Here is a 25,011-nt window from a genome sequence, read left to right on the forward strand (position 1 = left end):
TTGACGCACGATGAAATGAAAGCGATTACGGAAGGGACGATTCTTTGGCAGCCGACGGAGGAACAAATCAAGAGCTCCAACCTTCATCGATATATGGATTGGTTGAGAGAACATAAAGGGCTCTCCTTCTCTTCATACCGCGAGCTGTGGACATGGTCGGTCGACGAGCTTGAGTCATTTTGGGAAACGGTTTGGGAATATTGTGGTGTTCAGGCGGCAACGCCGTATGAGTGTGTGCTGCGGGAGCGGAAGATGCCAGGGGCGGAGTGGTTTCCAGGCGCTAGGCTCAACTATGCGAAACATATTTTCCGGCATGCGCGCGCCGACCGCCCGGCCATCATTTTCCGCTCGGAACGCGTGTCGTACCGGGAAGTGTCCTGGCAGGAGCTCGGCGAAAAAACGGCGGCGATCGCCAAAGCATTGCGAGCGATGGGAGTGAAGCGCGGCGACCGCGTCGTCGCTTATATGCCGAATATCCCCGAGACGGTGATGGCGTTTTTGGCGTGCGCCTCGATCGGCGCCATTTGGTCAAGCTGCTCGCCGGATTTTGGCGCTGGCAGCGTCATTGACCGGTTCGCGCAAATCGAGCCGACTGTCTTGTTTGCCGTCGAGGGCTGCCAATACAACGGCAAAGAATTTGACAAAATGCCGGTCGTATCCGAATTGCGCGCCAAATTGCCGTCATTGAAAAAGACGGTACTGCTTCCGTATTGGCGCGGGCAGATGGAAGCACCGGATGAGGGCGTCGTGCTGTGGGATGATGTCGTGGCGGACAAGGCGGAGCTCGTCTATGAAGACGTTCCGTTTGACCATCCGCTTTGGATTTTGTATTCTTCGGGAACGACCGGTTTGCCGAAGCCGATCGTCCAGGGGCATGGCGGCATTTTGCTTGAACATTTGAAAGCATTGACGATTTCCGAAAACTTGACGAAAGACAGCACGTTTTTCTGGTTTACGACGACTGGATGGATGATGTGGAACTTTTTGATCGGCGGACTGCTGGCCGGGTCGACCATCGTGCTCTATGACGGCAGCCCGACGTATCCAGATGGCAACGTCTTATGGGATTTGGCCGAAAAGGCGGGCATCACCCATTTTGGCACAAGCGCGGCGTTTATCAACATCTGCATGAAGCTCGGCCTGAAGCCAAAAGAGCAATATGACTTGTCAAAGCTCGAGGCCGTGCTCTCGACCGGTTCGCCGCTGACGGTCGAAGGGTTCGCATGGGTGTATGAAAACGTCAAGGACGATATTTGTCTAGCGTCATGCAGCGGGGGAACGGATGTGTGCACCGCGTTTGTCGTCGGCTCCCCCATTTTGCCGGTGCGCGCCGGCGTCCTCTCGTGCCGCGCGTTGGGCGCGGATGTGCAGGCATTTGACGAAAACGGCCGGCCGCTTGTCAATGAAGTCGGCGAACTTGTCATCACAAAACCAATGCCATCGATGCCGCTCTTTTTCTGGAACGACCCGGACGGCGAACGGTATCGGAACAGCTATTTTGACACGTACCCGGGCGTCTGGAAGCACGGCGACTGGATTAAAATTGACGAACAAGGGGGATGCGTCATTTACGGACGCTCCGACTCGACGATCAACCGAGCCGGCGTCCGCATGGGTACGAGCGAAATTTACCGCGCGGTCGAAGCGGTCGACGGGGTGTTCGAAAGCCTCATTGTCGATTTGGAAATGATGGGCAAGCAGTCGTTTATGCCGCTGTTTGTCGTCCTCAAGCCGGGCGTGGCGCTCGATGACGAGCTGAAAGAACGCATCCGCCAATCGATTCGGCAACACGTCTCGCCGCGCTTTGTTCCAGATGAAATTTACGAGGTGAAGCAAATTCCGAAAACGCTAAACGGAAAGAAAATGGAGATTCCGATCCGGAAACTGCTCTTAGGCTTCCCGCTCGAAAAGGCAGTCAACCCGGGCTCAATGGCCAATCCAGAGGCGCTCGACTTTTTCCTCGAGCTGGCGAAGACGCTGGCGGCGAAGACGCAGATAAGCTGAAGTCCTTTTCTTGAAACGTGCGAAAGGTTGTTATTAAGTGACGGCGCTTAATAACAACCTTTCTATGTATTAGTGAATTATAAGTAGAGGAGTCGGGGGCATGGAAGAAAGCAAGCGGACTAGGCTAGTTTGGAAATCCATCGGTGATTGAGGAGCGAACGACGGTGAAAGAGATGCTGGGCTGATGAGACGAGACCGTGTCCGTTTTCATGATGAGAAAGTCCGGAAGATCCGTTTAGGAGAACCTTCCGGGCTTCATTTGCGGCGACGATGATTCGGAGTTTTAGTATGACGTAAGCAGGGGGATGTTGTTTGATGATGGCTATGTTCACACAGGATATGGAACAAGCGTTAAACGTCGAAGAGATCAACGAAATGGAGCGGACTGACGTCTAGTACATATTGAGCGCCGTTTTGACGCGCTTGATCTCCTTTTTGTTTTCAAACAGCTCTTCGACCAAAATGTTTTGGCCGTTGGCGACATCGGTGAGCCGTTTGTCCATGTCGGCCACTTGCTGGCTTAATTGGCTGAGTTGTTCATTCGTTTGTTGCACTTGTTTGGCGAGCTGGTCGACTTGCTCATGAGTTTGCTGTACTTGGTGGTTCAGCTGCTGCACTTGGCTGTTAAGGTGTTGGACTTGTTGGCCCAGTTGCTGCACTTGTCCGTTCGTTTGTTGCAGCTGCTCCGCAAGTTCTTTAATGGCTTGCCAAATCATTTCATTTGTAATGTCCCCCATTCGACAATCTCCTTTCTCGTTCGATTCTCTCTCTATTATACATGACGAAAGATGGGAACGATAGAGAAAAGATGGCGAAATGTTTTTCTTTGCGGCGCGCCCCCTCGATGTGATATAACAAAAGAATGTCAACAGTACACTATTGGAGGATGGGCACTGTGATCCGTGTCAGCCATTTGCATAAATCGTTCCGCGTCCATCGCCGCGATGCGGGATGGCTTGAGGCGGTGCGTCATTTATGGCGGCGCGACTATCGCGTCATTGAGGCGGTGAAGGACGTTTCGTTTACGATTGAGAAAGGGGAAATCGTCGGCTTTTTAGGGCCAAACGGGGCGGGGAAAACGACGACGATGAAAATGTTGGCCGGCCTCTTGCATCCGACGTCAGGGGAGATCACGGTCGGCGGGTTTGTGCCGTTTGAGCAAAAGCCGGAGTTTAAAAAAATGATGAGCTTGGTGATGGGGCAAAAAAGCCAGCTCATTTGGGACATTCCGCCGATGGAGACGTTTTTGGTCAATAAAGCGATTTATGACATCGACGATCGGTCGTTCCGCCAGACGCTCGAGGAATTGACGGAGCTGCTCGACTTGGCGCCGCTTCTTGACAAGCCGACGCGCAGTCTGTCGCTCGGGCAGCGGATGCGCTGCGAGCTGGCGGCCGCGCTGTTGCATCGGCCGCACGTGCTGTTTTTGGATGAGCCGACGATCGGGCTTGACGTCCATACGCAGGAAAACGTGCGTCGCTTTATCGTGGACTACAATCGGGAGCACGAGACGACGATTTTGTTGACGTCGCATTACATGGGGGATGTCGCGGCGCTTTGCGACCGGGTGATGATCATTAACTACGGGCGATTGATTTACGACGGGGATTTGTCGGTGCTGACGGAGAAGCTGGCGCCGTACAAGCGGCTCGAGGTTCGGTTTTCTCGGCTGCCAAATGTCGATTGGAGCGAGTACGGCGAAGTGGCGGAAATCGAAGAAGGGACGATTGTGCTCAGGGTGGCGCGCGAGACGGCGGCGGAGACAGCAGCGCGGTTGTTGGAACGATTTGACGTCCGCGATATCAACATCGAAGACCCGCCGCTTGAGGAAGTGATTGCGCGCGCGTTTTGGGAGGAACACGTATGATTCGCAAATATATCGCCCTATTGCGGATGAAATACATCGAAATGCTTGCGTATCGGCTTGCGACGTTCGTCTGGATGACGGGCGCCATCACGCAGCCGCTCATTACGATGTTTGTCTGGATGAACATTCATCCGGAAGAGAGCGAGTCGTTTCTGTTCTATTTTATGGCGGTCATTTTTGTCGAGCGGATGACGAGCGCGTGGGATGTATGGGAGCTCGACCGTGAAATTCGCGAAGGGACGTTTTCGAATTTGCTGCTTAGGCCGGTTCATCCGATCCATTGGGCGATTGCGGAAAACATCGTTTACAAATGGCTGTTTGCCGTCATTTTAGCGCCGGTTTGGCTGGTGGGGGCGGTGTTTTGGCCGCCGCTTCGCCCGCATATGACGGCAGGGCAAGCGGTGCTGTTTTTGGCGGCGGTCGTATTGGGTGCGGCGCTTCGGTTTTTGTTGAGCTACTCGTGCGGGCTGCTCGCGTTTTGGGTCACAAAGGTGGCGGCGGTGTACGGCGTGATCGATGTCATTTCGTTGTTTTTATCGGGCAGAATTGCGCCGCTTGAAATGCTGCCGCCGGCGCTTCGCGAATGGAGCGAATGGCTGCCGTTCCGCTATATGATCAGTTTTCCGATTGAAATCGCCACCGGGGCGGTGGATGGAGGAGAGTTGGCGCGCGGCTTTGCGGTGGCGGCCGGGTGGATGGCCGTGTTTGTCGCGGGGGTGCAGTGGCTTTGGAAAGCAGGAATGCGAAAAAACCAGGCGGTAGGTGGATGAACATGCGGCGATACGGGCGGGTGTTCCGCGAGTTTTTCCGCGCTTGTTTGGTCGAGGAAATGGAATACCGGAGCGAATTTTTCGGCAATTTTATCGCCAGCTTTTTTGGCGTCGGCATCGCCCTGCTCACCGTCCATATCTTTTTTTACCAGACGGACCGCTTGGGCGGCTGGACGTATGGGGAAGTGCTTGTGCTGCTCGGCGTTTTTAATACGCTGCGCGGATTCATTGACTTTGCGCTCCGCCCGAACATGCCGCGGCTGCTTGAGCATGTCCAGCGCGGCACGCTCGATTATATTTTGACGAAGCCGGTCGACAGCATGTTTTACGTCAGCTTCCGCCATCTTGTCTTTTGGCGGCTGATCGATGTAGCGCTTGGCCTCGGCGTCATCGGCTACGGCTTGTATGTCGAACGCTACGTGCCGTCGGCGGCGGACGTCTTGATGTTTTTCGTCGTGATGACCGCGTCACTCTTGCTTATTTATTCGTTATGGATGATGCTCATGACGACGTCGTTTTGGGTGGTGCGCATTGATGATTTGTCGTTTATTTTCGACTCGTTTTTTGACACGGCCCGCTTCCCGGGCAGCATGTACCGCGGCGCGGTGCGCTTCGTGATTACGTACGTTCTGCCGGCGGTGTTGATCACCAATACGCCGGCTTTGGCGCTGCTTGGGAAATGGAGCATGGCTGCGGTGCTGGCGGCTTTGGCTGTGGCTATGCTCTTTTTATGGGCTTCCCGCCGCTTTTGGCGGTTTGCCTTGCGCTTTTATACGGGAGCGGGCGGGTGAGAGGAAAAGCCTTCTTAGACGAGGGCTTTTTTTCTTTGGTCAATCACTGTTTCGCCTGCATCTCGACAGTGGTCGGTCAGCGGGGGTGGCGAGCGGCGCATCGTTCGTGGCCGGCTTGTGCAGATGGTTTGAGACGTGTTAGGTTGCGCATGAACTTAGAAGGCTCGTAAAAAAGCGGCCGTTTTTGCCGGACTCGTTGCTTTTGGCTGAAGGGGAAGCGTTGTTTGGGCAAAATGTTCATCCTATAATGGAAGGCCGTACTCCCGCTTCTTTGTATTCCTGCTCGTTGACTTTTACGTCAACGTCAATTAAAATAAAATTCAGAATATTACTTCTAGAAAAGGGATGGCTATGCACTATTTCACCATTTCCGATTTGGCGCACGAGTTTGATGTGAGCACCCGGACGATCCGCTATTATGAAGAACGCGGATTGCTTTCCCCGATTCGGACCGAGTCAGGGCAGCGGCTGTACACGAAAAAGGAGCGGGCGAAGCTCAAGCTCATTTTGCGCGGCAAACGGTTCGGCTTTTCGCTTGACGAGATTCATGAGATGATTTCGCTGTTTGATGAGGACCGAACGGGGAAGAAACAGCTGGAAAAAACGGTCGAATACGGGCGGCGGAAATTGAAGGAGGTGAACGAGCGGATTGAGGATTTGCTGCAGCTGAAGGCGGAGATGGAAGCGCTGCTTTCCGATTTTGAACAGCGATTGCGACAATGGGAGGGATCGGATGGATGAACATTTCAGAGCTGCTTGCCCGCAATGCGAGGAAATTTCCCGACAAGACGGCGATTATCGATGGGGAAACGGAGCTTTCCTACGCCGAAGTCAACCGAACGGTCAACCGTCTGGCGTCAGCGCTCGCGCGGCTTGGTGTCGGACGCGGCGATAAAGTCGCGCTGTATATGCCCAATACCAAAGAGTTTGCCGTTTCGTACTTTGCCGTTTTGCGCCTCGGCGCCGTGGTTGTGCCGATTAACGCGCGCTTGACGGCGGCTGAGGTGCAGTATATTCTCGGCCATAGCGAGGCAAAGGCGCTGATCGCTCATGATTCGGTTCATCAAGTGCTCGCCCCGCTCGTCGGCGGAAGCGATGTGATCTGGGTGAAGACCGGGAAGGCGGAAGGCGGCTGGCTGTCGCTCGAGGAGTTGATCGATTCGGGTGATTCCGACGAGATCGTCTGCCCAGCCAAAGAGGATGATGAGGCAACGATTTTGTATACATCGGGGACAACGGGGCGGCCGAAAGGGGTGTTGTTCACGCATCGCAATGTGATCACGGTTGCGGACATGATCGTGATCGAAACGAAAATCGACCGTCAAAGCCGCCTGCTGCATCTCATGCCGCTCAGCCACTCGGCGCCACTTCATTTGTTTTTCATAGGCGGCACGTATGTCGGCGCGACCCATGTCTTGGCTCCTTCCTTTTCCCCGGATGCCTTGCTTGAACTCGTTGAGCGCCATAAGATCACCCACTTTTTTGGCGCGCCGGTGGCGTACTTGTTGACGGCAAAGCACCCGCGCTTTGACGAATACGACCTTTCTTCGGTCCGCTGCTGGATGTACGGCGGGGCGCCGCTGTCGCGCGAGGAAGTGAAGTTTGTCGCCAGCCGTTTTGGCGCCGGGCGGATGATGGGTTTATACGGTTTGACTGAAGCGGGCCCGAACGGCACGTACTTGTCCCCTGAGGAGCATGGCGAAAAAGCGGGAAGCGTCGGCCGCTATGCCGCTCTTCATTGCGAGGTGGCCATCGTCGATGAGAACGGACAGGAGGTCGCGCCCGGCGAGGTCGGGGAGATCGTGCTGCGCGGGGAGAGCGTGATGAAAGGATACTATAAGGACGAAGAAAAAACGAACGAAGCGATCAAAGACGGCTGGCTGTACACCGGCGATTTGGCGCGCCGCGACGAAGATGGCTACATTTGGATCGTCGACCGGAAAAAAGATGTCATCATTTCCGGTGGCGTCAACATTTATCCAAAGGAAGTGGAAGATGTGCTGCGGACGCATCCGGCGGTCGCGGATGTCGCTGTGATCGGCGTGCCGCATCCGGAGTGGGGCGAAACGGCAAAAGCATTTGTGGTATTAAATCAACCGCTTGAACCGCTTGCGGAGGAATGTAAGCGCTTCCTATCTGACAAGCTGGCTGACTATAAAATTCCGCGTCTGTATGAGGCGATCGCCGAACTGCCGCGCAATGCGACGGGAAAAGTGTTGAAACAAGTGCTGCGGGCGCGGGAGGCGGTCGCGCAAGGAAGATAAGGAGCGTTGGGGGCGGCGCAATGGGATCGCCTAGCCGTCTTGATAGAGCTCCAAAAATTGTGAGGGGAACGAAAATCGAAGAAAGGGGAGAGACGATGAAACCGCTTTGTGAAGTCGATCCGAATTTGTTGGCGAATTTGAAACGGCATTTGGATGACGAATTGTATCGGTATGCGGAAGAAAAGCTCGCGTCGTTTTACGAATTTTGTTTGACAGACGTTGACCGCCGCGCTGTGCATACCGACCGCGAAGGGCAGCCGCGCCTCATTAAGTACGACCGGTTTGGAAACGACATTTCTGAAGTGTGGGTGAACGAAGGATACGAGCAGACGGCAAAACAGACGTACGAAACGGGGATTGTCGGCTATGTGCACAAGCCGATTCCCGAGCTTGGGAGAAAAGGAAACTATGTTTATTCATATGCCCAAGGGTATATCTTATCCCAAGCCGAGCCCGGGTTTTATTGTCCGGTGACGTTGACGATGGCGACCGCCTATGTGCTCGAGCATTTTGCCGATGAAAAGCTGAAGGCGACGTATTTGCCCCATGTCATCTCCACCGGGGAAGTCGAGTTGTACGAAGGAGCGACGTTTTTAACCGAGCGCCAAGGCGGGTCGGACGTTGGTGCCAATGCGGTGCGCGCCGTGCCGTGCGGCGATCATTATCAGTTATACGGGGAAAAATATTTTGCCAGCAACGCCGGCCGCTGCGGCGTAGCGCTCGTGTTGGCGCGCATCGACGGGAGCGGGCCGGGGACGAAAGGGCTGAGCTTGTTTCTCGTCCCATGGCGCAACGAGGATGGGACATTAAACGGCATCACCATCCGCCGCTTAAAGGATAAATTAGGGGTGCGCGCCGTGCCGTCCGCCGAAGTCGTGTTTGACGGCGCCAAGGCGTATGTCGTCGGCGATCCGGCGAAAGGCTTCTATTATATGATGGAAGCGCTTAATCTCTCGCGCGTCTGCAATGCGGTTGCTTCCGTCGGCATCATGAAGCGGGCGCTTGAAGAGGCGAAACAATACGCCGAGCGGCGCACGGCCTTTGGTCATGTGTTGACGAATTACCCGATGGTGCGCGGGACGCTCGCCAATTTGACAGCGAGACAGGAAGTGGAAACGAGCGCCTGCTTTGACATGATCGCCTTGTTTGACCGCGTCATGGCCGCGCCGCATGAAGCGAGCGAGGCGGAGAAAGCATGGCTCAGGCTTCTGATTGCGCTCCTTAAGATGCGCACCGCCGAAGAGGCGATCGCGTTCAGCCATGAGGCGATTGAAATGCATGGAGGCAACGGGTATATTGAAGATTTTGTTACGCCACGCCTGTTGCGCGATGCGCAAGTGCTGACGGTTTGGGAGGGAACGGCGAATATTTTGGCGCTCGAGGTGCTGCGTTTGATGCGCAAATACCGCATTCACGAGCGGTTCATCACAGAGATGAAGGAGAAGGTTGAGCGGTTGACGGCCGAAGTCAAGCCGCTTGCCCGCCCGGTTGAAGAAGGGTTGAAGGAATTGGTGGCCGCGCTCGCCCGTCTTGGCGGCCAAGCGGATGAGGTGCAGACGTTCCACGCGAAAGCGATTGCCAATCGGATGTGTGATCTGTATTTGAGCATCATCGCCCTTGAACGCGGACAGGAAAACGATCGGAATCAGCGGATCGCCGAGCTGTTTGTGCGTCATGTGTGGGAGCGCGGGCTCGTCGATGAACGCATGACGTCGGTGCGTGAGTTTGACTTGATCGTCAGATGTAAAGGAGCGTCTGCCCCGCTTGCCCATTCGTAAATTGGCGGCATGAAGCGGGCCGTGAGTGAAAGGGATGTTCGTGTTGGGCGGACATCTCTTTTTTTGATTGCCAAATGAGCAATGGAACAAGTAGGATGAAAGAAAAGGGAAAAGCGAGAGGGGGAAATGCGCATGGAATTGGTGCGCACGCCGCGCCGGACGAAACGGCGCGTGTGGATTTCGGCGGCCATTGGCGTCGTGATGTTGGGGGTGCTCGCCTGCGTCGGTTTGTCCGTTTATGTCGGCTGGCAGCTGACGCATAAACCGCGCGAGCCGATTACCATGACGCCGAAAGACTATGGCATGGCGTATGAAAGTGCGACATTTACAAGCAAAGATGGGAAAACGGCGCTCGAAGGCTGGATCATTCCGCCTAAAGGAGCGGCGAAGATGACGGTCATTTTTGCCCATGGGTATGCCGGCAACCGGATTCAGAAAAACGTGCCGTTTTTGCCGCTCGCCAAGCGGCTTGTTGACGACGGGTACCGCGTCATCTTGTTTGACTTTCGTGCGAGCGGTGAGTCGGAAGGCGATATGATTACGATCGGCGTCAAAGAGAAAGACGATCTGCTTGGCGTCATCGATTACGCGAAGCGGCACTATCGCGAGCCAGTCGCCTTATACGGCGTTTCGATGGGAGCGGCGACATCGATCTTGGCGGCGGCAGAAGACAATGACGTGCGCGGGGTGATTGCGGACAGCCCGTTCAGCGACCTCGAATCGTATTTGCGAGCCAATATGCCGGTATGGACGCATCTGCCGAACGTGCCGTTTACGTATTTGATTTTGGCGATCGTTCCGGCGCTGGCCGATTTGGATCTAGGCGTGTCTTCGCCCATCCATGCCGTCGATCGTGTCGCGCCGAGGCCGATTTTGTTCATTCACAGCAAAGACGACCGTTCGATTCCGTATGAAGAAAGCGTAAAACTGTACAAAACCCATCCGGATGCGTTTCAGCTATGGCTGACGGACAAAGCGGATCATGTGAAAAGTTTTTCTCTCTACAGCGATGAGTATGTAGAACGGGTGTTGGTGTTTTTGCGCTCATTGGAAAAGACTGCTTCCTAGAGACGGCTGCGATTCGTGTTCGGCCGCTTTTTGTATTATAATGGATGCAATAGAGGATCAAGATGGCATCGGCCAACTGGTCAAGGAGTGAATGCTGTGTGTGGCCGGTTTACGTTAACCGCTGATTCGGAAACATTGCAGACGCTGTTTCGTTTCCGTTATCAAGGCCTGCTCGCGCCCCGGTTCAACATCGCTCCGGGTCAAGATGTGTTGACCATCGTCGCCGAGGGGGGAGAAAGAGTCGGGAAAATGATGCGCTGGGGGCTTGTGCCGTTTTGGGCGAAAGATGCCCGCATCGGCGCCAAGATGATCAACGCCCGGGCGGAAACGGTCGATGAAAAGGCGAGTTTTCGCCATGCGTTCAAGCGGCGGCGCTGCCTCATTTTAGCTGACGGGTTTTACGAGTGGAAAAAGGAAGGAACGAAAAAAGTGCCGTACCGGTTCACCCTCAAAACGGGCGAGCCATTTGCCTTTGCCGGACTGTGGGAGCGTTGGAAAGGGCCGAGCGGGCCGCTTGAGACGTGCACGATCATGACGACGAGGGCGAACGAGCTCATCGCCCCCATTCACGACCGGATGCCGGTCATATTGCCTCCCGAGCGGCATGACGACTGGCTTGATGCAAGCTTTGATGACAGCGAGTATTTGAAATCGTTGTTGTTGCCGTATCCGAGCGGCGAGATGCGCATGTACGAAGTGGCGCCGCTGGTCAACTCGCCGAAAAACGACGTGATCGCCTGCATCGAGCCGGTCGACAGCCGGTCAATGGAGGGAACGTGATGCATCCTGTCATCTTATTTGATGGCGATTGCCTGTTTTGCCATGCGAGCGCGCACTGGATCGCCGCCCGCGACCGCCAGGCGGTGTTCCGCTTTGCGGCGCAACAGAGCATCGTTGGCCAAGCGTTGCTGGCAAAGCAGGAGATGTCAGCAGAAGACAGCGTCGTCCTCATCGAGAACGGGTGCTGTTATGTAAAATCCGAGGCTGTCCTGCGCATCGGCCGGCGTCTAGCTTGGCCGTGGAATTGGATGGCAGCGGCTGGGTTTCTCATCCCTCGGCTGTTGCGCGATCATATGTATGACGCGATTGCCAATCGTCGGCATCGTCTCGTTCCAAAGCGTGATCATTGTCAGCTGCCGCCGCTTGAGCTGCGATCCCGTTTTCTTGATGAATGGCCGCGGTGAAGAAGGAAAATACGCCCGTTTGTCGTATTGAAAAGGGAAAGAAACGAGGGAGGGGAAATGTGCATGACAAGCGGAACAACAAGATGGCTTGATGAATGCACGCCTCGGGCGCTCGAGCGTTTTGCCGATGAATTGATCGCTATGGCCGAGCAAAGGGAGGACGAGGCTCGGCGCCGGTTTTACGAAGGGATGGCGGTGGCGGCGAAACTCATCGCGCTCCGTTGGGAAGGAAAATGTGCCTATATTGATGATCATTTGCTTGATAATGTATACGAGGCGTTGGCTGTCTTCTCATTGGAAAAACTTGAGGAAACGCTGGCCATGGAGACGGAAGAGGCGCATGGCGGCGTCCGCTGCTCGTTTTGTCTCAAAGAAAAACCAAGGCTGGCCAAAGGTCCGCTGGCGGCGATTTGCGACGATTGCCTGCAGTTTGGGCTGCAAGTGATCGCCAAGCAATCATGACGGAGGCGGCGGTCATCGCGAAGGCGATGGCCGCCGTTTTTCCGCATAGAAGATAAGCGGGCCGGACAGAGCGAGGAGTGTGATGACAAAAGCGATGACACCGCTCCAATGGAAATGCGTCCAGACGTAGCCGCCGGCTGTTCCGGCAAGGCTTGACCCTAAATAATAGAAAAGAAGATACAAGGAAGACGCCTGCGCCTTATAGACGTGCGCCTGTTCGCCGATCCAGGCGCTGGCGATGGAGTGGCAGCCGAAAAAGCCAAACGTAAACAGCGCCAAACCGGCTATTTTCACGAGCACGGACGGAGCGAGCGTGGCGAGCGCCCCGAGCGCCGTCAAAGCGACCGACAAACGCAAGGTGCAGGCGTGGCCGCGAAGATCCGCCCGCCGTCCCATATAGACAGAGCCGATGCCGCCAAATATGTAAACGATAAACAAAAAGCCGAGCACGGATTGTCGGAATGAATACGGAGGCTCGCTCAGCAAAAAGCCGATGTAATTGTACAGCGTCACAAACCCGCCCATGAACAAAAAGCCAAGCACTACGAGCGCCATAAGCGGCTTGTTGCGAAGGTGGACGGCGTATGCCTGCCGCAGCGTTTCCCTGTTCCGCCGCCGGACGGCCTGTCTTGGTGCGGGCAGAAAGACGGTAAAGGCAAGGGAAAGCGCCAATGATAGAAATCCGATCGTGATCAGCGCCGAGCGCCAGGAAAAAAGATCGGTCAGTACGCCCGTCAAAATCCGCCCGGCCATGCCGCCGATCGATGTGCCGCTAATATAGAGCCCCATGGCCTTGCCGATGCTGGCCGGATGGAACTCTTCGGCGACATACGCCATGGCCAAGGAAGGGATGCCGGCTGCCGTGATGCCAACGAGCGTGCGCGCCGCAAGCAGCGTCGGAAAATCCGGGCTGAACGCCATTGCGATGGCCAACAGCGATGTCAGCCACATCGAGGCGGCCATCACCCGCTTTTTGCCGATCCGGTCCGACAAGTTGGCCGCGGCCAGCATCGCGACGGCAAGTGCGCCGGTCGATGCTGATACGGTTAAACTCGCCGCTGCGGCCGAAACGTGAAACTGTTTGGCGAAAATCGGCAGCAACGGCTGGGGTGTATACAGCACGGCAAACGTCACAAACCCGCCGAAAAAGAGCGATATGCTTGCTTTCAGATAGGTGATGCTTCCCTTTTCGATGTATGTCAAGGTCGGTCGCCTCTTTTTTTCGAGTGAACGAAGACTGAACATTTCTACTTTCTACTATACTGCTTTTCCCGATTGATCGTCTACAAAAAGAAACACCCGCCGCCCGCAAGGCGGCAGATGTTGGTGAGATTTGAATTTGTCCGAGTCAATGCCCATCGGGGCGGTCGGTGCAACGATGGCCTCTAAAAGATCTAAGTGGTATTCTTTTGCGAAGTTTCCTGGTAAAATTGTACAATTTATATGTATGGGAAGAACAATCGAAAGGGGCAACGTATATGATTCCGATCGTAACGGCTGAGGAAATGTACGCCATTGACCGGGAAGTGGCAGAACGGATCGGCATCAGCGCTGACTCGTTGATGGAAAACGCCGGACAGGCGCTGTTTTGGGCGCTGAAGAAGCGGATTCCGCCCGCTGCCAAGGTGGCGGTGCTCGCGGGCACGGGCAACAACGGCGGCGATGGGTTCGTCATCGCGCGCATGTTGAAAAGTTATGGCTATGAAACCGATGTCTGGCTCGTTCCGCCAAAGGAAAAGGTGAAAGGGGCGGCGCGCACGGCGCTTGAGGTGTACGAGCGGTCCGGTTATGCATGGATCGCTTATGAAGGAAAAGAGCGGGAGTTGGCGGCGCTCTTGCCGCATTATGACATCATCATTGACGCCTTGCTTGGCATCGGCGTCAAAGGGGATGTGCGCCAGCCGTACAAAGACATCATTGAACAAGTGAATGGCTCGCGGGCGGTTGTATATGCCATCGATGTGCCAAGCGGAGTGCCGGCCGGTGGTGGGGATGTGACTGCAGCGGTACGTGCGGATGTGACATTTACCATTCAATGCCCAAAGCTTGGGGCGTATACGTTCCCAGCAGCCGATTATTACGGAGAAATCGCTGTTGTCGATATCGGCATTCCGCCGGCGGCGGTGCAGGCGAAGGCGGCTGCTCGGTTTTTGTGGGAAAAGAGCGATGTGGTGCGGACGATGCCGAAGCGAACACGGTCATCTCATAAAGGAACGTACGGCAAGTTGCTCATCGTCGGCGGGTCCAAGGCGATGGCCGGAGCGGTGACGCTCGCCGCGAAGGCGGCGCTTCGCAGCGGGGCGGGGCTGGTGACGATCGCCGTTCCGGAAACGGTGTATGAGGCGGTTGCCAACCGCGTGCCGGAAGCGATGTGCCGACCATGGCCGGCCGAGGGCGGCGCGTTTGCCGGCGCGGCCGATTGGGATGGGCTTGAGATCGATGCGATCGCTGTCGGCCCAGGGATGGGCCGGACGGAAGGGGTTCGCCGCTTGGTCAATGAGCTTGTGCGCCAGCCGGTGCCGCTTGTCATCGACGCCGATGCCTTGTTTTTTTGGGGCGATTACGCCGAGCTGGTGCGCGAACGGAGCGCGCCGACGGTGATCACGCCGCATCCGGGGGAAATGGCGCGCCTCCTTCGCCGCCCGGTCAGCGAGGTGGAACGCGACCGGTTTGGCGTGTCGAAGCGGCTGGCGATGGAATATGGCGTGTATGTCGTGTTGAAAGGGCCGTATACGATTGTGACGGCGCCGGATGGATCGCAATATGTCAACACGACCGGCAACCCGGCTTTGGCGAAAGGCGGGAGCGGCGACGTGTTGACGGGCATCGTGGCGGCGTTTTTGCTGCAGCACGAGGCGGTGCAGCCGGCGGTGAGCAATGCGGTGTTCGTGCATGGAAAGGCTGCTGATAGGCTTGTTCAACACGGTCATTCGCCCTGGGATGTATTGGCGTCGGACGTTGTGGATGCCTTGCCGGCTGTGCTTGCTTCGCTGACGTGATCAACCGCTTCAATGAAAGGAGCGCTGGGGGATGAACACGATTCCAGCCGGTTTGCGATGACCGGCTGGCGTTGTCTTTTTCCTGCGCATAAGGCATGCGGTTCGGGCGCAAACCGCTGAGGCCGTATTTGCGGCTGCGGCTGTAATGGTTGGTTTATCAGCCGACATTCAGCTTTCGCTGATCGCTGGGTTGCGCCCTTCACGCGCTTGAAGCGGGAGTCTTCTTTCGAAACGATGATCAACGTTGCGGAAAGGCGGCAGTTCCATTTTTGGACAAACATGGCTATAATGAATGTAGAAATAGAAGAAGGGAGATGGGAATCGTGCCGCAATTCGTTTGGCTTGAAACGGAGGAAGAAGTGAGAAGCGCCTTTCCGGTGATGCGCGAGCTGCGCACCCATTTGGATGAGGAAACATACACGGCGCTTGTGCGGGAAGCGCAAGAAAAAGAAGGGTATAAGCTTGCGGCGTTATATGATCAGGACAAAATGGTTGCCGTTGTCGGATTCATGCCGATGATCACGCTCTATAACGGCCGCTTTATTTGGGTGTGCGATTTGGTGACCGCTTCGAGCGAACGTTCGAAAGGGTATGGAAAAGCGTTGCTGTCCTATGTACACGAGTGGGCGAAGGAGCACGGCTACGGGATTGTCTCGCTCTCCTCCGGCTTGCAGCGGATTGACGCCCATCGCTTCTATGAGGAAAAAATGGAATATGAAAAAGTCAGTTATGTGTTTTTGAAACGCTTATCGAGTTGAATCCAACGGCGTCTGTTCAGCAGACGCTTTTCATTTTTGGAGTAGAAAGTTGTCCCACTTTTCATTATAATACGAAATATATAGGTCGTATTTTGGAATTGATATTCTGATATTCGGAACAGAGGGGCGACGATGAACAAAACGGTGTTAAAAACAAAAGAACTGCTTGATTTGTTTCTCGATTGCGAACGGTTGACATTGCCGGAGATGGTCGAACGGCTTCGGATGCCGAAAACGTCGGTGTATCGAATGGCCCAGTCGCTTGTTGTCCTCGGTTTTTTGCAAAAACGAGACGATCACTATGAGCTCGGTTTAGCCTTCTTGACGTTTGGCGCACTCGTCGCCGAGCGGCTTGATATTCGCCGGGCGGCGCTGCCCGTGATGAAGCGGCTGAAAGAGGAGACGAACGAAGCGGTGAATCTTGTCATTCGCGACGGTGATGAGGCGCTGTATATCGAAAAAGTCGAGACGTCCGAGCCGGTGCGCGTCTATACGAAAGTCGGGCGGCGCGCTCCGTTGTACGCCGGTGCGTGTCCCCGCGTGTTGCTTGCGTTTATGGACAAGGCGGAGCGGGAACGTTATGTAGAACAAGTCGAACTTGTTAAAATCGCCAAACATACGGTGACCGACAAAGAAGCGCTTCGCCGGTTGTTGGAAGAAGACCGGTGCCGCGGCTATACGGTCAGCTATTCTGAGCTGGAAAACTATTCGGCCGCCGTTGCGGTGCCGATTTTCAACCATGAAGGGACGGCGGTTGCCGGGCTGAGCGTCGCCGGGCCGGAACAACGCTTTTCGCCAGATGATGTGGCGCGCATCGTTCCGCGATTGAAGCAGGCGGCGATGGACATTTCGCGCGAACTCGGCTTTCGGGGGAAGGGATGACGGTGGAGTATACGTTGTTTCCATTATGCGAATATGCGGTGACGGTTCGGTTTTCAGACCGCATTGACGAGGACGTGAATGATATCGTCCACCAAACGGCCGCCCGGCTTCAGGCCGAGCGAAAAGAAGGCATCGAGGAGATCGTGCCGGCGTTTTCGTCGCTCACCATCTACTATGATCCATTGATGATCGATTACATCGGCATAGGCGCATGGCTAAGGAAAAACATCAGGCGGTCTGAACAAGCGGTGCGGCGTTCGGCGCGGACGGTCGTCATTCCCGTCTGTTACGGCGGCGAATTCGGTCCGGATTTGCCGGATGTCGCTCGTTTCCATGGGATGACAGAAGACGAAGTGGTAGCGCTCCATTCGGCCGGACGCTACCGAGTTTATATGATCGGCTTTTCTCCTGGATTTGCCTATTTAGGAGGGTTGTCGCCGCGCTTGGCGACGCCAAGGCGGTCGGTGCCGCGCACAAAAGTGCCTGCCGGTTCGGTCGGCATCGCCGGCGGACAGACGGGCGTCTACCCGCTTGCGACGCCGGGCGGCTGGCAACTGATCGGTCGAACGCCGCTGAAGCTATTTGACCCGCACCGAGAGAAGCCAAGTTTGCTTGCGGCTGGTGATATCGTCGCGTTTCAGCCGATTGGGGCTGATGAATTTGCACGTTGGAGCGAGGAACATGATTGACGTCATCGAGGCTGGGTTGTTTACAACCGTGCAAGATGGCGGGCGTTTTGGCTACCGGCATGCCGGCGTGCCGGCGGGCGGGGCGATGGATGCGTGGGCGTATCGCCTGGCTAATGCGCTTGTCGGCAACAACGGTGATGAGGCGGTGCTTGAGGCGACGATGGCCGGACCGACGCTTCGGTTTCGCGTCGAGGCCGTTGTTGCGGTATGCGGCGGCGATTTCCCGTGTACGCTCAATGGGCGGACGTTTGCACTTTGGAAGCCGATGGCTGTTGAGCCGGGCGATGTGCTCGAAGTAGGGGTGTGTCGGACGGGGTTTCGAGCGTATATCGCTGTATCAGGCGGCATCGACGTCCCGCCCGTGATGGGCAGCCGTTCCACGTACGTTCCAGCCCAGCTTGGCGGGCTTTCAGGCCGCCCGTTGCAGCGGGGCGATGCACTGCCGGTCGGCGTTACTCATGGGCGTCGTGTTATCGGCCGGATGCGTTGGGGTCTTGCTTCGGCCGCCCGCCGCTATATCGGTGGGAAAACGAAAACGGTGCGCGCGGTTCCCGGTCCGGAGTATGACGAATTTACGCCGGCGAGCCGCCGCCAGTTTTTCGCCGCCCGCTATGAGGTGACGACGCAGTCCGATCGGATCGGCTATCGGCTTTCCGGTCCAACGTTGGCGCTTGTGCGCGAGCGGGAGATGGTCTCGGAAGCGGTCGTTTTCGGCACGGTGCAAGTCCCAGCATCCGGCCAGCCGATCGTATTGATGGCGGACAGCCAGACGACCGGCGGCTACCCGCGCATCGCCCAAGTCGCGGCTGTGGATTTGCCGATTCTCGCGCAGGCTCGCCCGGGTGACTTTATCCAATTTCAGCCGATCGGGCCGGAAGAAGCGATGTGGCTTTATAAGGAACAACAGCAACGGCTGGCTCGATGGATTGCGGCCATTCGCCGTCAATGGGAGGGAGAACGGTGAGGACGATTGATTTGAATTGCGATTTCGGCGAAAGCTTTGGGGTGTATAGGCTTGGGCAGGAAGAAATCTTATCGTACGTGACCTCTGTCAACATCGCCTGTGGGTTTCACGCCGGCGACCCGCTCGTCATGCGGCGGACGGTGCAACTCGCCATCCAGCATGGCGTTGCCATCGGCGCCCACCCGGGGTTTCCGGATTTGCTTGGCTTCGGACGGCGCGCCATGGCCGTTTCGCCAGAGGAGGTATACGCCTATGTAGTCTACCAAATCGGCGCGCTGGCTGCGTTTGTGAAGGCGGAAGGCGGCGTGATGACGCATGTGAAGCCGCACGGCGCCTTGTACAATATGGCGGCGAAAGACGCGGCGCTGGCCGAAGCGATCGCCAAAGCGGTGCATGATGTCGATCCGATGCTTGTCTTATACGGCTTGTCGGGAAGCGAACTCATCCGCGCCGGCCGCGCCTACGGCTTGTGTACGGCGAGCGAAGTGTTCGCCGACCGGACGTATCAGGCGGACGGTTCGCTCACCCCAAGAAGCGATCCGCGCGCCATCATCGCGGATGAAGACGAAGCGGTCACGCAAGTGCTTATGATGATCCGCGACCGGCGCGTTCGCTCGGTGCAAGGGACGGACGTGGCGATTGAAGCCGACACCGTCTGTCTCCATGGCGACAATGAACAGGCGGTGCGATTTGCCAAGCGGCTCTATCAAGCCTTGCAAAACGAAGGCATCGCCATTCAGGCGCCGCGCCGAGAGGAAAGACGATGAAGAAAGCCGGAACACCATATTTGGCGCCCTTGCCGTCTTCTTTAATGGTGTATATGGGCGTGTGCACTGCCATGCAGCAGCTGCCGAATAAGCGCCTTAAGCAGGAAACTCGCTTAGGGCGCTGTTTTCATTTGGAGCTGTTTATTGCTTCTTCTAACTTATACCGATTTTTTGGCTGGCTCAATGAAATGGCCTTCATGACAGTCGATCTTCAATTGGTTACAATAACAAAGAGAGGTGACGGAACGAGAAAGGAGTACAAAAGGATGCACTACGCCATTCCGACAGTGGTGGTCAGCGAATGCCTCGGCTTTTCTGCCTGCCGGTATAACGGCGATATCATTCACAATTCGTTTGTCTCTCGTTTAGGGGAGTTTGCTCGGCTTGTGCCTGTATGCCCAGAAGTGGCCATTGGGCTTGGGGTTCCGCGGGAGACGGTCCGACTTGTGAAACGAGGCGAGGAAAGGCGGCTTGTGCAGTCGTCGACGAACCGAGATTGGACGAGGGAAATGAATTTGCCACCTCCTTTGTTTTTGACAGAGGCGGAGCGGGCCGCGCCCCCTGGATACTCTTTGTTCAGCGCGGTGCAGTTTGGATACGTTTTGATTTTGGCTGCCGCTTCGGCCGAACGGAACGAGTCGAAGAAAAAGCTGGCTGCGAGCGCAAAGGAAAGGACAAGCGGGATCACGAATCTCATCATGTGTTCCTCCTCTTTGCAACATAATGGTAAGCTTTTCTAGAATCATATTTTGCCATATTGGCTTTTGTCTATCAACCAAAAACGAACAAGCAAATGATGACGGGCCAAGAAAGGGGAAACGGTATGCACGGAGCAGACATCAAAGCGATCGTCTGCCGCCTGTTGTAGGCGGTGTATTTTTTGTTTTGTATATTCAGAAAATTATTGAAAATATTCATGAAAGCGTGTACAATAAAAAATAGTCGGCTATATACCAACTGGTCAGTAAAAAAAGCTATCCAATGCTGCTTGCGTGGAGGCTGCCGCAGTGAACGATCGCGTGAAAAGGAGGAGGAAAACGGAATGAATACGAGACATTACCCGTATTGGCCGAAACGGCTCTCAAAAACGCTGGCTGTGCCGGAGACGACGCTGGTCGACCATTTGGAAACAACGGCGAAGCGCTATCCGAACAAAACGGCGATTTACTATTACGGAGCCGTGTATTCGTACAAACAGTTGCTCGATGAAGTGAACGCGTTGGCCGGCTATTTGCAGCAAAAGCTGTCCGTCAAACCGGGCGACCGCGTTCTCTTGTACATGCAAAATTCTCCGCAGTTTGTCATCTCCTACTATGCCATTTTGCGCGCTGAAGCGATCGTCGTGCCGATCAATCCGATGAACACCTCAGAGGAGCTTTCCTTTTACGTCCATGATTGCGAAACGAGAGTCGCCATCGTTGGACAGGAGCTGCTTGACAAAGCGGCCCCGCTCCTTGGACGAACGGCGTTGGAACAAATCATCGTCGCCGCTTATTCTGATTATGCTTCCGATGAATCGCCGGTTTCGCTTCCGGCTGAAGTGGCGGCGCCGCGGCGGGCCATTGGGGATGAGCGCATTCTTTTATGGGCGGACTGCCTCGGCGCCCAATTGCCGCCGCTTCCATACAACGGCCATGTTGATGACATCGCCGTCTTGCCATACACATCCGGGACGACCGGGGTGCCAAAAGGCTGCATCCACCCGCACCGGACGGTGAACGCCAACATCGTCGGCGCCTACCACTGGGGCGATGTGACGAGCGATTCGGTCGCGTTGGCGACGCTGCCGTTTTTCCATGTCACGGGGATGGTCCATAGCATGCATACGCCGATTTTCGCCGGCGCCGCCATGGTGTTGATGACGCGCTGGGATCGGGACGCGGCCGCCCGACTGATTGAATTGCACCGCTGCACGCATTGGGTGAACATCAGCACGATGCTGATCGACTTTTTGGCCAACCCGGCGCTTGGCCGGTATGACATTTCCTCGCTTTCGAGCATTTCCGGCGGCGGAGCGGCGCTTCCGGAAGCGGTCGGGGAAAAATTGTTCCAGCTCACCGGCGTCCGTTATTTTGAAGGCTACGGGCTGACGGAGACGATTTCGCAGACGCATTTCAATCCGCCGGACCGGCCGAAATTGCAATGTCTCGGCGTTCCGTCGTTTGACGTCGACGCGCGCATCATCGACCCGGCGACGGGGCGGGAGCTTGGCGTCGGCGAAGTCGGGGAGATCGTCGTTTGTGGTCCGCAAGTGTTCCGCGGCTATTACCGGCGTGAAAAAGAAACGGAAGAAGCGTTCATCGAGCTCGACGGCAAGCGGTTTTTCCGCACCGGCGACATCGGGCGGATGGATGAGGAAGGCTACTTTTTCATCGTCGACCGCGTCAAACGGATGATCAACGCTTCTGGATACAAAGTGTGGCCGACCGAAGTCGAGTCGCTTTTGTACAAACATCCGGCTGTTCAGCAGGCGTGCGTCGTCGGCGTGCCGGATCCGCGCCGCGGCGAAACGGTGAAGGCGTTTATCGTCCTTCATGACGAGTATGTCGGCAAAGTAACGGAAGAAGAGATCATTGAATGGTCCAAGACGCAAATGGCGGCGTACAAATATCCGCGCCTCGTCGAATTCCGCTCGTCGCTGCCGATGACGTCAAGCGGCAAGTTGCTTTGGCGAAAATTGCAGGAAGAGGAATATGAAAAAGCGGGGAAAGGGGTGAACGCCTGATGGCGAAGACGGTCGAAACCGTCCTTGGCCCAGTGCCGGTGGAACAGCTTGGCAAAACGCTCATCCACGAGCATTTCCTCTTCGGCTATCCAGGGTTTCAAGGCGATGTGACGCGCGGCACGTTCCGCGAAGACGAGGCGCTTCGCGTCGCAGTCGAGGCGGCGGAAAAGATGAAGCGGCACGGCATTCAAACGGTTGTCGATCCGACGCCGAACGACTGCGGGCGCAACCCGGCATTTTTGCGGCGCGTTGCTGAAGAGACGGGACTGAACATTATTTGCGCCACCGGCTATTATTATGAAGGGGAAGGGGCGCCGCCGTACTTCCAATTCCGCCGGCTTCTCGGAACAGCGGAAGATGATATTTACGACATGTTTATGGCCGAGCTGACCGAGGGCATTGCCGATACCGGAATCAAGGCGGGTGTCATCAAGCTCGCCTCGAGCAAAGGGTGCATCACCGAGTACGAAAAGATGTTCTTCCGCGCTGCCGCCCGCGCGCAAAAAGAGACGGGTGCGGTCATCATCACCCATACGCAAGAAGGAACGATGGGGCCGGAACAAGCCGCCTATTTGCTTGAGCACGGCGCCGATCCGAAAAAAATTGTCATCGGCCATATGTGCGGCAACACGGACCCGGACTATCATCGAAAGACGCTTGCTTACGGCGTTTACATTGCGTTTGACCGCTTCGGCATCCAAGGGATGGTCGGCGCGCCGACTGATGAGGAGCGGGTGCGGACGCTCCTTGCTCTGCTCCGCGATGGGTACGAGAAACAAATTATGCTGTCGCATGACACTGTCAACGTTTGGCTTGGCCGGCCGTTTACGCTGCCGGAGCCGTTTGCGGAAATGATGAAAAATTGGCATGTCGAGCATTTGTTTGTGAACCTCATTCCCGCGCTGAAAAATGAAGGAATCCGCGACGAAGTGCTTGAGCAAATGTTCATCGGCAATCCGGCGGCGCTGTTCTCGGCTTGACGCCGTTTGCAAGGTCGGTAAAAACCGCGCTTTCTGCAAAATCGTTGTTGCGAACGCGCGGAAAAGCGGTTGTTGATCATCCTGAACCGAGAAAACCCCCACTTCCACGCGTGAGCGTAGGTGGGAGAGCGTTCAAGAGCGAAATCTCCATGGTTCGCGCGTTTTTTCGTTCCATCACCAGCTTTTTTGGGCAACGTTGTGTTGCCTGCAAAAGGCTGTTCAAAAGGTGAATAGAAAACCGCCGTCATCAGGCTTCAATTGGCCGACGGCGGTTTTTTTGTTTGGACGGGAGTCCGTTTTTTTCCATTCCCATGAATAATTTTCCTGTTGGGTTGAACAATAAGGAAAGACATGAGTAAAAGCGAAAGGGGGAGAAAAGGTGCCGTCCATCGAAAAGAGACTCCTGCTCTTCTCTTTCGTTGCCATCGCCTTGTACGTGTCGCCGTACTTTGTGCTCGGTGAAGATGCGCATATGCGCGTTCATGACAATTTGGATTCCAACATCGCTTGGTATAAGGTGCTCACTCGAAGCGGTGAGCTGTTCGGACCGGTCGATGGGGTCATTCCGCAAATCATCAACGGCCTGCCGCGCAACGCGTTCGGCACAGAATTCAGCGGCATCGTTTGGCTTCACGCCCTGTTTCCATCCATTTACGCCTATGGGCTCAGTCAAGCCGCAACCCGCGTATTGGCGTTCATCGGCATGTATTTGCTGCTGCGAAAACATGTGCTGCCGGGCGAGCGCTGGGGATGGATTCGCATCGGCTCTTCGTTGACGTTTGCCTTGACGCCGTTTTGGCCATCGGGAATGTTAAGTACGCTCGGGATGCCGCTTGCGCTTTGGGCGTTTTTAAACATTCGGGGCGGCGAGCGTTCATGGGTGAACTGGGCGGTGTTGACGCTTTTGCCGCTCTATTCGAGCTTCGTGCTTGGATTTTTCTTTTTCTTGAGCGCGCTTGGGATTTGGTGGCTCATTGATGTCATCCGCGGCAAGGGTTGGAATTGGCGGTTTTTGGCGGCCATCGTCTATATGACGATGCTCTATTTGGCGGTCGATTACCGGCTTGTCCATTCGCTCTTGTTTTCCAATGAGCCGACAAGCCGCGACGAATATTTCCACGCCCGTCTGCCGCTTTGGCGCGTCATCCGGCTGACGTTCAAAAACTATGTGCTCGGCCACACCCACGTCATGACCGTGCATGGGCTCGTCATTTTACCGGTGACGCTCGTTGCCTTGTACATTGTATGGAAGCGGAAAAGCTGGCGGCGGGAGAAACTGTTTTTGATTTTGCACGGGTTGAACTTCGCGTTGTCGACATGGTATGCGTTTTGGTTTTACAAAGGATGGCTGCCGCTCACCGAACGGTTTGATTTGCTCGATAAGTTCAATTTCGCCCGCTACCATTTTTTGCGGCCAATGGTGATTTACGTCTTGTTTGCACTGGCGCTGAAAATTTTTTGGCAGGAAGGCCGAAGGTGGCGGGCGGTTGGTGCGGCGGCCATTGTCTTGCAGCTTGTCGTGCTTGCTTTATGCAATGAGGAAATCGTCTACCGCGACAAGCCGTCGTTTCGCGAGTTTTACGCGGAAAAGCAGTTTGCCGCCATTCGCCGCTATATCGGCCGCCCGGTGCATACATACCGTGTCGCCAGCATCGGCATCCACCCGGCGATCGCTCAATACAACGGCTTTTACACACTCGATACGTACAACAACTTTTATCCGCTCGAATACAAGCATCGGTTTCGCCGCATCATCGCCAAGGAGCTCGCGAAAAACAAAAAACTGCGCCAGTATTTCGATGAATGGGGCGGGCGCTGCTATTTGTTCGTCGATGAGCTGGGCAAGCGGTATATGTTTCAGAAAAACTCGAAGCGGACGATTCGCAACTTGGAATTGAACACAAACGTGTTTTATGACATGGGCGGGCGCTACATTTTTTCAGCGCTGCCGATTGAAAATGCCAGCAAAAACGCCTTGAGCCTTGAGCGGGTGTTCCGTTCCAAAGAGTCCGCGTGGACCATCTATTTATACAAAGTCGTGCCGGAGGGAGGAAGGTGA

At 55.6% G+C, this 25,011-nt stretch carries 24 protein-coding genes; 21 read left to right on the forward strand and 3 right to left on the reverse strand.

The window, feature by feature from the left end:
• Positions 1–15 precede the first annotated feature (15 nt).
• Positions 16–2,004, forward strand: a complete 1,989-nt coding sequence (locus QWV57_RS07375) for an acetoacetate--CoA ligase (protein WP_165754959.1) — start codon at positions 16–18, stop codon at positions 2,002–2,004.
• 392 nt (positions 2,005–2,396) lie between these two features.
• On the opposite strand, the gene QWV57_RS07380 is transcribed toward QWV57_RS07375, so the two are convergent.
• Positions 2,397–2,741, reverse strand: coding sequence for a hypothetical protein (locus tag QWV57_RS07380; RefSeq protein WP_081132508.1), 345 nt, complete (start codon positions 2,739–2,741; stop codon positions 2,397–2,399).
• A gap of 158 nt (positions 2,742–2,899) precedes the next feature.
• Here QWV57_RS07380 and QWV57_RS07385 point away from each other — a divergent pair, with 158 nt between their 5' ends.
• The 10 genes from QWV57_RS07385 to QWV57_RS07430 all read left to right on the forward strand — a co-directional run bounded on the left by QWV57_RS07385 (position 2,900) and on the right by QWV57_RS07430 (position 12,188).
• Positions 2,900–3,871: an ABC transporter ATP-binding protein gene (locus tag QWV57_RS07385; protein WP_081132509.1), complete on the forward strand. Its 972-nt coding sequence runs from the start codon at positions 2,900–2,902 to the stop codon at positions 3,869–3,871.
• Complete coding sequence (locus tag QWV57_RS07390) at positions 3,868–4,641, forward strand: ABC transporter permease (RefSeq protein WP_081132510.1); 774 nt, start codon at positions 3,868–3,870, stop codon at positions 4,639–4,641. Before QWV57_RS07385 ends, QWV57_RS07390 begins: the two co-directional genes overlap by 4 nt.
• Positions 4,642–4,643: 2 nt before the next feature.
• On the forward strand, positions 4,644–5,432 hold the full coding sequence (locus QWV57_RS07395) for an ABC transporter permease (protein ID WP_301102036.1): 789 nt from the start codon (positions 4,644–4,646) through the stop codon (positions 5,430–5,432).
• A gap of 351 nt (positions 5,433–5,783) precedes the next feature.
• Positions 5,784–6,173, forward strand: coding sequence for a MerR family transcriptional regulator (locus tag QWV57_RS07400; protein WP_025950097.1), 390 nt, complete (start codon positions 5,784–5,786; stop codon positions 6,171–6,173).
• On the forward strand, positions 6,170–7,696 hold the full coding sequence (locus QWV57_RS07405; RefSeq protein ID WP_060788292.1) for a class I adenylate-forming enzyme family protein: 1,527 nt from the start codon (positions 6,170–6,172) through the stop codon (positions 7,694–7,696). The genes QWV57_RS07400 and QWV57_RS07405 overlap by 4 nt, the downstream gene beginning before the upstream one ends.
• 95 nt (positions 7,697–7,791) lie before the next feature.
• A complete protein-coding gene (locus tag QWV57_RS07410; RefSeq protein ID WP_129447035.1) occupies positions 7,792–9,474 on the forward strand; it encodes an acyl-CoA dehydrogenase family protein in 1,683 nt (560 codons plus the stop codon).
• A gap of 126 nt (positions 9,475–9,600) precedes the next feature.
• The gene (locus tag QWV57_RS07415) at positions 9,601–10,542 is read left to right on the forward strand and encodes an alpha/beta hydrolase (RefSeq protein WP_060788290.1); all 942 of its coding nucleotides are present in this window, start codon (positions 9,601–9,603) and stop codon (positions 10,540–10,542) included.
• 96 nt (positions 10,543–10,638) lie between these two features.
• Complete coding sequence (locus QWV57_RS07420) at positions 10,639–11,322, forward strand: SOS response-associated peptidase (protein ID WP_015374681.1); 684 nt, start codon at positions 10,639–10,641, stop codon at positions 11,320–11,322.
• Positions 11,322–11,726, forward strand: a complete 405-nt coding sequence (locus QWV57_RS07425) for a thiol-disulfide oxidoreductase DCC family protein (RefSeq protein ID WP_015374682.1) — start codon at positions 11,322–11,324, stop codon at positions 11,724–11,726. Before QWV57_RS07420 ends, QWV57_RS07425 begins: the two co-directional genes overlap by 1 nt.
• Positions 11,727–11,789: 63 nt before the next feature.
• Positions 11,790–12,188, forward strand: coding sequence for a hypothetical protein (locus tag QWV57_RS07430; protein WP_015374683.1), 399 nt, complete (start codon positions 11,790–11,792; stop codon positions 12,186–12,188).
• Positions 12,189–12,200: 12 nt separating this feature from the next.
• Here QWV57_RS07430 and QWV57_RS07435 read toward each other — a convergent pair whose 3' ends face one another.
• The gene (locus tag QWV57_RS07435) at positions 12,201–13,391 is read right to left on the reverse strand and encodes an MFS transporter (RefSeq protein WP_015374684.1); all 1,191 of its coding nucleotides are present in this window, start codon (positions 13,389–13,391) and stop codon (positions 12,201–12,203) included.
• Between the two features lie 275 nt (positions 13,392–13,666).
• Here QWV57_RS07435 and QWV57_RS07440 point away from each other — a divergent pair, with 275 nt between their 5' ends.
• The 9 genes from QWV57_RS07440 (at position 13,667) to QWV57_RS07485 (ending at position 22,952) form a co-directional block, all read left to right on the forward strand.
• Positions 13,667–15,187 (forward strand): bifunctional ADP-dependent NAD(P)H-hydrate dehydratase/NAD(P)H-hydrate epimerase, encoded by a 1,521-nt coding sequence (locus tag QWV57_RS07440; RefSeq protein WP_015374685.1) that lies wholly within the window; start codon positions 13,667–13,669, stop codon positions 15,185–15,187.
• A gap of 314 nt (positions 15,188–15,501) precedes the next feature.
• Positions 15,502–15,945 (forward strand): GNAT family N-acetyltransferase, encoded by a 444-nt coding sequence (locus tag QWV57_RS07445; RefSeq protein ID WP_033006629.1) that lies wholly within the window; start codon positions 15,502–15,504, stop codon positions 15,943–15,945.
• A 132-nt stretch (positions 15,946–16,077) separates the two neighbouring features.
• Positions 16,078–16,827 carry an IclR family transcriptional regulator gene (locus QWV57_RS07450; protein WP_015374687.1) on the forward strand — a complete coding sequence of 250 codons (750 nt, stop codon included), beginning with the start codon at positions 16,078–16,080 and terminating at the stop codon, positions 16,825–16,827.
• Entirely contained in the window at positions 16,824–17,516 is a 693-nt protein-coding gene (gene pxpB, locus QWV57_RS07455; RefSeq protein WP_015374688.1) for a 5-oxoprolinase subunit PxpB, read from the forward strand. Before QWV57_RS07450 ends, pxpB begins: the two co-directional genes overlap by 4 nt.
• Positions 17,509–18,480 (forward strand): 5-oxoprolinase subunit C family protein, encoded by a 972-nt coding sequence (locus QWV57_RS07460; RefSeq protein ID WP_033006630.1) that lies wholly within the window; start codon positions 17,509–17,511, stop codon positions 18,478–18,480. The genes pxpB and QWV57_RS07460 overlap by 8 nt, the downstream gene beginning before the upstream one ends.
• Positions 18,477–19,247: a 5-oxoprolinase subunit PxpA gene (locus tag QWV57_RS07465; RefSeq protein ID WP_015374691.1), complete on the forward strand. Its 771-nt coding sequence runs from the start codon at positions 18,477–18,479 to the stop codon at positions 19,245–19,247. Before QWV57_RS07460 ends, QWV57_RS07465 begins: the two co-directional genes overlap by 4 nt.
• Positions 19,244–19,987, forward strand: coding sequence for a 2-thiouracil desulfurase family protein (locus tag QWV57_RS17990; protein WP_015374692.1), 744 nt, complete (start codon positions 19,244–19,246; stop codon positions 19,985–19,987). The genes QWV57_RS07465 and QWV57_RS17990 overlap by 4 nt, the downstream gene beginning before the upstream one ends.
• A gap of 302 nt (positions 19,988–20,289) precedes the next feature.
• Complete coding sequence (locus tag QWV57_RS07480; RefSeq protein WP_060788285.1) at positions 20,290–21,972, forward strand: long-chain fatty acid--CoA ligase; 1,683 nt, start codon at positions 20,290–20,292, stop codon at positions 21,970–21,972.
• Positions 21,972–22,952, forward strand: coding sequence for a phosphotriesterase family protein (locus QWV57_RS07485; RefSeq protein ID WP_015374694.1), 981 nt, complete (start codon positions 21,972–21,974; stop codon positions 22,950–22,952). Before QWV57_RS07480 ends, QWV57_RS07485 begins: the two co-directional genes overlap by 1 nt.
• Positions 22,953–23,171: 219 nt before the next feature.
• Here QWV57_RS07485 and QWV57_RS07490 read toward each other — a convergent pair whose 3' ends face one another.
• Positions 23,172–23,342, reverse strand: coding sequence for a hypothetical protein (locus tag QWV57_RS07490; RefSeq protein ID WP_155467694.1), 171 nt, complete (start codon positions 23,340–23,342; stop codon positions 23,172–23,174).
• On the opposite strand from QWV57_RS07490, the gene QWV57_RS07495 reads away from it, so the two are divergent.
• A complete protein-coding gene (locus tag QWV57_RS07495; RefSeq protein WP_013523628.1) occupies positions 23,332–25,011 on the forward strand; it encodes a DUF6044 family protein in 1,680 nt (559 codons plus the stop codon). The two genes, QWV57_RS07490 and QWV57_RS07495, sit on opposite strands and share 11 nt — an antisense overlap.

This window comes from Geobacillus zalihae, assembly GCF_030414215.1.
Lineage (GTDB): Bacteria > Bacillota > Bacilli > Bacillales > Anoxybacillaceae > Geobacillus > Geobacillus zalihae.

Excerpts from the sequence above, each read along its gene's own strand:
- QWV57_RS07460 (WP_033006630.1), top strand. The coding sequence starts at position 17,509 with ATGATTGACGTCATCGAGGCTGGGTTGTTTACAACCGTGCAAGATGGC.
- QWV57_RS07445 (WP_033006629.1), top strand. The coding sequence starts at position 15,502 with ATGGGAATCGTGCCGCAATTCGTTTGGCTTGAAACGGAGGAAGAAGTG.
- QWV57_RS07440 (WP_015374685.1), top strand. The coding sequence starts at position 13,667 with ATGATTCCGATCGTAACGGCTGAGGAAATGTACGCCATTGACCGGGAA.
- QWV57_RS07430 (WP_015374683.1), top strand. The coding sequence starts at position 11,790 with ATGACAAGCGGAACAACAAGATGGCTTGATGAATGCACGCCTCGGGCG.
- QWV57_RS07390 (WP_081132510.1), top strand. The coding sequence starts at position 3,868 with ATGATTCGCAAATATATCGCCCTATTGCGGATGAAATACATCGAAATG.
- QWV57_RS07395 (WP_301102036.1), top strand. The coding sequence starts at position 4,644 with ATGCGGCGATACGGGCGGGTGTTCCGCGAGTTTTTCCGCGCTTGTTTG.
- QWV57_RS07410 (WP_129447035.1), top strand. The coding sequence starts at position 7,792 with ATGAAACCGCTTTGTGAAGTCGATCCGAATTTGTTGGCGAATTTGAAA.
- QWV57_RS07490 (WP_155467694.1), bottom strand. The coding sequence starts at position 23,342 with ATGGACGGCACCTTTTCTCCCCCTTTCGCTTTTACTCATGTCTTTCCT.
- QWV57_RS07480 (WP_060788285.1), top strand. The coding sequence starts at position 20,290 with ATGAATACGAGACATTACCCGTATTGGCCGAAACGGCTCTCAAAAACG.
- QWV57_RS07485 (WP_015374694.1), top strand. The coding sequence starts at position 21,972 with ATGGCGAAGACGGTCGAAACCGTCCTTGGCCCAGTGCCGGTGGAACAG.
- QWV57_RS07415 (WP_060788290.1), top strand. The coding sequence starts at position 9,601 with ATGCGCATGGAATTGGTGCGCACGCCGCGCCGGACGAAACGGCGCGTG.
- QWV57_RS07425 (WP_015374682.1), top strand. The coding sequence starts at position 11,322 with ATGCATCCTGTCATCTTATTTGATGGCGATTGCCTGTTTTGCCATGCG.
- QWV57_RS17990 (WP_015374692.1), top strand. The coding sequence starts at position 19,244 with ATGAAGAAAGCCGGAACACCATATTTGGCGCCCTTGCCGTCTTCTTTA.
- QWV57_RS07375 (WP_165754959.1), top strand. The coding sequence starts at position 16 with ATGAAAGCGATTACGGAAGGGACGATTCTTTGGCAGCCGACGGAGGAA.
- QWV57_RS07400 (WP_025950097.1), top strand. The coding sequence starts at position 5,784 with ATGCACTATTTCACCATTTCCGATTTGGCGCACGAGTTTGATGTGAGC.
- QWV57_RS07405 (WP_060788292.1), top strand. The coding sequence starts at position 6,170 with ATGAACATTTCAGAGCTGCTTGCCCGCAATGCGAGGAAATTTCCCGAC.
- QWV57_RS07380 (WP_081132508.1), bottom strand. The coding sequence starts at position 2,741 with ATGGGGGACATTACAAATGAAATGATTTGGCAAGCCATTAAAGAACTT.
- QWV57_RS07450 (WP_015374687.1), top strand. The coding sequence starts at position 16,078 with ATGAACAAAACGGTGTTAAAAACAAAAGAACTGCTTGATTTGTTTCTC.
- pxpB (WP_015374688.1), top strand. The coding sequence starts at position 16,824 with ATGACGGTGGAGTATACGTTGTTTCCATTATGCGAATATGCGGTGACG.